Annotated in this window: 5 protein-coding genes and 1 tRNA gene; 3 read left to right on the top strand and 3 right to left on the bottom strand. The window is 40.4% G+C overall.

The window, feature by feature from the left end; translation table 11 throughout:
* Positions 1–11: 11 nt before the first annotated feature.
* The gene (locus GAC_RS02185) at positions 12–233 is read left to right on the top strand and encodes a beta/alpha barrel domain-containing protein (protein ID WP_277812808.1); all 222 of its coding nucleotides are present in this window, start codon (positions 12–14) and stop codon (positions 231–233) included.
* 18 nt (positions 234–251) lie between these two features.
* Here GAC_RS02185 and dnaJ read toward each other — a convergent pair whose 3' ends face one another.
* From dnaJ to GAC_RS02170, 3 genes are all read right to left on the bottom strand, one after another.
* On the bottom strand, positions 252–1,391 hold the full coding sequence (gene dnaJ, locus GAC_RS02180; RefSeq protein WP_010268992.1) for a molecular chaperone DnaJ: 1,140 nt from the start codon (positions 1,389–1,391) through the stop codon (positions 252–254).
* A gap of 81 nt (positions 1,392–1,472) precedes the next feature.
* Entirely contained in the window at positions 1,473–3,557 is a 2,085-nt protein-coding gene (glyS, locus tag GAC_RS02175) for a glycine--tRNA ligase subunit beta (protein WP_010268989.1), read from the bottom strand.
* Between the two features lies 1 nt (position 3,558).
* Complete coding sequence (locus tag GAC_RS02170; RefSeq protein ID WP_010268986.1) at positions 3,559–4,410, bottom strand: glycine--tRNA ligase subunit alpha; 852 nt, start codon at positions 4,408–4,410, stop codon at positions 3,559–3,561.
* A 170-nt stretch (positions 4,411–4,580) separates the two neighbouring features.
* Between GAC_RS02170 and GAC_RS02165 the strand changes: the two genes are divergently transcribed.
* Positions 4,581–4,652 (top strand) — tRNA-Gln (locus tag GAC_RS02165).
* Positions 4,653–4,685: 33 nt separating this feature from the next.
* Positions 4,686–5,294, top strand: coding sequence for a hypothetical protein (locus GAC_RS05720; protein WP_012659143.1), 609 nt, complete (start codon positions 4,686–4,688; stop codon positions 5,292–5,294).
* The last annotated feature ends 68 nt before the right edge of the window (positions 5,295–5,362 follow it).

Below are 5,362 nucleotides of genomic sequence, written 5' to 3'. Positions count from 1 at the left end.
TAGAAGAATCTATAAAAAGCTCTGTCAACTTGATTATGCTAGATAATATGGGAGTTTCAGACATAAAAGACTCCATTAAGATGATTGGGAATTCAGCTATGGTAGAGGTTTCTGGTGGAGTTAATCTTGAAAATATTAGAGAAATAGCTAGCCTGGGGGCGGATTATATCTCCATAGGGTCCATCACCCACTCGTTCACGTGTAAAGATATTAGCCTAGAAGTTTTTAAATGATTTATATTAAGTTTATAACTATCCAGAACTTATATCTCTCCATATATCCTTGATTTTTTGGAAAAACCCTTGGTACTTTGGGCTGCAATTTGCGCTAGATTCTTCTTCAAACTTCTTTAGTAAGTCCACCTGCTGTTTTGTTAATTTGACTGGGGTTTCTACAGTAACATGCACATACATATCTCCCCTTCTATCTTTTGAGTTTACCTCCGGCATTCCCTTGCCCCTCATCCTTATTTGGTCTCCGCTCTGGGTTCCTTCCGGTATTTTTAACTTTGTCCAAGAACCATCAATAGAGGGCATTTCTATCTCCCCGCCTAGGGCCGCTATAGTCATTTTTATTGGAACACTACAATGCAAGTCAGAAGATCTTCTAGTGAAGAATTTATGTTCCTTAACCCTGATATATACATAAAGATCTCCCTCCTGAGCTCCCCGAAAACCTGCTTCCCCCTTACCATTAACTCTTACCTTATTCCCTGTTTCTATACCCTTAGGCACAGTTACTAGGAGGCTTACCTCGTTCCTTACCCTCCCGCTTCCTCCACACCTACGGCACTTATTCTTAATAACTTCTCCTTCACCGTTACATACGTTACACACTTCTTCAATTGTTAGGAAGCCCTTCCTGGTTCTAACACTACCAGCACCATTACAATTTCCACATTTTACTGAATTAACCGCTCCCTCGCTTCCTATACCGGAGCATGAAGAACACTTCACGTTTGTTACATAACTAATCGGGACTTTAATACCTTTAAAAGCGTCCTCAAGGGAGACTTCGACATCATATCTAAGGTCGGAACCGCGTAAATGTTCCCTACTAGAGGCTCTTTGTGATTTACCAAAACCTCCACCGAAGAAATCCTGGAAAATATCAGAAAAGTCAGTTGAAAAACCACTGGTAAAATCAAAACCACTAGCCCCTCCACTGGTGAATGTGCTGTGACCATAGCGGTCATAAGCGGCACGTTTTTCCGGATTGCTTAATACCTCATAAGCTTCGCTTATCTTTTTAAATTTTTCTTCTGCTTTTTTATCCCCAGGGTTCTTATCTGGATGGTACTTAAAAACCATCTTACGGTATGACTTTTTAATTTCCTCTGCACTGGCGTTTCTACTTACTTCTAAGATCTCATAGTAGTCGTTGCCACTCATTTCCGGTCTTTATTAAACTATAAAAAATTCAGGTAGACTCTAGTATCTATATACTCGAGAATCAAAATTCAAGGGTAAACGCTAGAACGTTCCATGTATTTTACTAAAATCCAGAACAGTATTATATATACTCACGGATGATACCAACAACCTAGTCCTATTACGGTACAATTCCGTATTCATCTTGTCACACACTCTAACCCCATCCATGAATATGTTAACAAATGAACTAAATTCAAATAGTGACTCCATGGCCTCGAGAAACTTATCCTCTTTTATCAGACTACCCAACAACTTTTTGTAGTGTTGTATTTGATTATACAACTGTATTTCACAATCTTCTTTGCATAACCTTTTATTAGATTTACCATCTAGTTTCCAATCGAAAGATTCTTTTGAGATTATATTATTTGCCCTTCTATAGGCAGTGATGACAGATTTTCCTTTCTCTGTTTTAAGGAAGCTACAGATTACTTCCACCTTCTTTTTAACTATTGGTATATCATGCAACGTTCCAACGATAGCATCCACCACCTCCTTATCTAGATCGCTTTCCTTTAAAATTACTTTTAGTCTGTCGTAGCAGAAAGATAGGATAGTAGAAATCAAAGCGTCTCGGTCAACACGCAGGAAACGGCCCTCATTTTTATTTAATCTTGCTTTACACATGTACATAGACACGGCTTTTGATACCATCAAATCAAGCGGGATAGAAACACTGTTTTCTATCATTACCCTCAATAATGAGATCGATGTTCTTCTTAAGGCGAAAGGGTCACGAGAACCTGATATATTTTCAGTTGCCATGAGCCCAACTAGGCTATCTACCTTATCCGCAATCGAAACGGCTATTCCTATTGGAGATTTTGGACAATGGTCCTTCTGCCCGATTGGAAGGTAATGCTCCTCAATTGCTACGCAAACTTCCTCTTCCTCTCCAGAATGTTTGGCATAGTATCTGCCTATCTTTCCTTGGAGCTCTGGAAACTCTCTTACAACTAAGGTCGCGAGATCAGCCTTAGAGATCATTGCCGCCCTTTCAGTGTTTAACATTGAAGAGCGCGGAATCCACACCGAACAATATTTTGCAAGGGCGGATATCCTCTCCGCCTTATCTAAAAGCGTGCCCAGACCACTCTTGAATACTACACCTGACAGTAGACCAACATAGTAGTCCATATTGTGTTCTTTATCCTTTTTAATTAAGAACAGTGCATCTGATAACCTCGCCCTAAGTACCTTCTCGTGGTTCTTGATTACCATATTATTCACTACACTAGCAGCAGAGGCGAACTTTACTATTTTTCCACTCTGGTCTTTTATCGCTAAGTATCTCTGGTGGTTGGTCATAACACATGAGACTACTTCTGTAGGAATTTCACTAAAATTTTTATCTACACTCCCAATTAGTACTTTTGGATACTCTAAATTACTACTCATATCTTCCAATATCTGAGCATTTTGGTCATACGTAAGTTCCGTGCCAGATATTTGTTCATTCAGTTGCTCAAGAATGTGTTTCCTTCTTGCTTCAACATCCACAATAACCATATTCTCAGACAAGAAGTTGAGATATTCCGCTGCCTTAGTAACGGTGTATTTGCGGTTGGAGAACCTTAGATTTCCGAAGGTTCTATTATTTGCTGTAATACCGGCAACTGAGACTGGTAGGACCTTACCGTCTAAAACACATAAAACGTTAATAACCGGCCGAACCCAATATCCAGTACCTGTTCCCCACCTCATACGCTTGTGTAGAGGAAAGTTTTCTATCATGCATTGTATTACTTCAGTGAGTTCATTGGTAAGGTCTTTTGAACTTAAAACACTGGAGCTGTAGTAGAATTTTTCACCTGAGACCTCCCGTATTTCCAGTTCTTCCACACCACTCTTGCCAACCTTTCTCAAAAAACCACTTATTACTTCTTTGTCAGAAGAAATCCTTGGCCCTTTTATCTCTTTCTTTCCATCACTACTGTTTTGACTAACATTACATGCGATGAGTATTATCCTATGAGAGGTGGCGAATACCTTTGGTGCGTCGCAACTTATTCTTCTACTGGAGAATTCTTTATCGATCCGAGGTAGGATATACTCGTGTGCGGACTTGATGGTTTTGGTAGGAAGCTGCTCACACAGAACCTCAAGTATTAAATCAGAAGACATACTAAGCCGTTCTATACAGTTTTATGTAGGCTTCGCAGCACATGTTTGCCATTTTTCTCACCCTTAGAATGTATGAGGCTCGCTCATTCACCCCGATTGCACCGCGTGATTCTACAATGTTAAGCATGTGGCTTGCCTGGATGCAGAAATCGTATCCTGCAAGAGGTAGATCTTTTTCAACCATGAGAGCGCACATTTTTTCACTATTCTCGAATCTGGAAAGTAGAAACTCAATGTCATAATACTCAAAGGAAAGGGCGGAAAACTCCTTTTCCCTAGCAAGAAATATATCGCCGTATTTTACTCCAGTATCATCCCAAGCTATTTCGTAAACGCTATCGACATTTTGCAGTACCATTGCAATTCTCTCGAGCCCGTAGGCAATTTCACCAGGAATAGTGGTGCAATCAACCCCTCCGACTTGTTGCATGTAGGTGAATTGCGTAATTTCCATGCCATTACACGATACTTCCCATCCAAGCCCTGAGGCCCCTATACTAGGGTTTTCCCAGTCGTCTTCAATAAACCGGATGTCAAAGTCATTTTTCGAGATGCCAATTATCTCAAGGCTTTTCAAATAATCATCAACGAGAGTACTTCTAGATGGTTGAACGATAACCTGGTACTGATGGTGTTGATATAACCTATTAGGGTTCTGTCCGTATCTGCCGTCTGAAGGTCTAATAACTGGCTGCACGTAGGCAACCATGGTTTCCTTTCCTGAAAGAACGGAAATTGAAGTTGCTGGGTGTAGCGTTCCAGCTCCTAGCTCAGAGGTGTACGGATACATGATGGCGCAGCCATAGTCCTTCCAATAGTCATCCAACTTCCTAATTATACTTTGGAAATTCACGCCAGCTTGCGATAATCAACATTGACGGTGATGATGATACGAAAAGGATGCTTTAACAAGAAATTTATTTCGGATTGTACGCTCTACTGAACATGAGATTTTTCTTGTTTTTCATTGCATTTTCACTATTTTTCATTACCATGATGCCGCGGTACATGGTCGTTTTCATTTGGGATGTAGCCAAGCGGTAAGGCAGCGGTTTTTGGTACCGTCATTCGGAGGTTCGATCCCTCCCATCCCAGCTCTTTCCTCCTGAATTTTCCAATGGGTAGTGTGTGTCTATTATAAGATTCATGATGCTTTCCTACCTAATCTGCAATTTTGACAGAATTGTTGTTAGGTTTTTCTTTCTCGTCATATACGCATATTTTTCCTCGATTGCATTTGTGATGCTACATGACGGATGGTCCAGCTTTCTTTTATTTAAAGACCCAATAAATCTATGCACCCGAGTGTATTCTATATTGAAGTGGTACTACTACAACCGGGAAATGATGTCCTTTACGAGAGGGCTGAAGATATTTCTAGCTATGGGAGGAACTTTTGCGCTCCAATATTCTATATGGAATCTGGAATGGAGGAGGCTTCCAGCTTTGACACTGCGCTTCTGTAGGCGTTGTTGCGTTTCGGGTGTAAAGTCGAGTAGGTCTATGATATCAAGAATTGGTATGAGGGCCAATCTAGATGGATCTGATAATGTAAGGCGTAAAATCATTAGTGCGGTGGATGACATACTTAAAGATATTTGGAGGACAGTTTCAACATCGGAGGATAAAATATCCAGCGATGAACTCACTTCCCTCAAAAAGGCCTTTCTCATCAAAATAAGCTACCAGATTGATGAATTTATACGAAGTGCTATAGAATCCAGAGACCGGCAATAGCGCAGGTATAACTAATATATTGTACTTACACCCATGGCATGGGTTATAAGTTTCTCTTTAATACAGGG

The organism is Anaplasma marginale str. Florida (genome assembly GCF_000215485.1).
In the GTDB taxonomy this organism is placed as follows: Bacteria; Pseudomonadota; Alphaproteobacteria; order Rickettsiales; family Anaplasmataceae; genus Anaplasma; species Anaplasma marginale.
This window is presented reverse-complemented; position numbering and strand designations above follow the sequence as displayed.

Bases quoted from the DNA above. Each gene is read 5' to 3' on its own strand.
- dnaJ (WP_010268992.1), bottom strand. From the start codon at position 1,391: ATGAGTGGCAACGACTACTATGAGATCTTAGAAGTAAGTAGAAACGCC.
- glyS (WP_010268989.1), bottom strand. From the start codon at position 3,557: ATGTCTTCTGATTTAATACTTGAGGTTCTGTGTGAGCAGCTTCCTACC.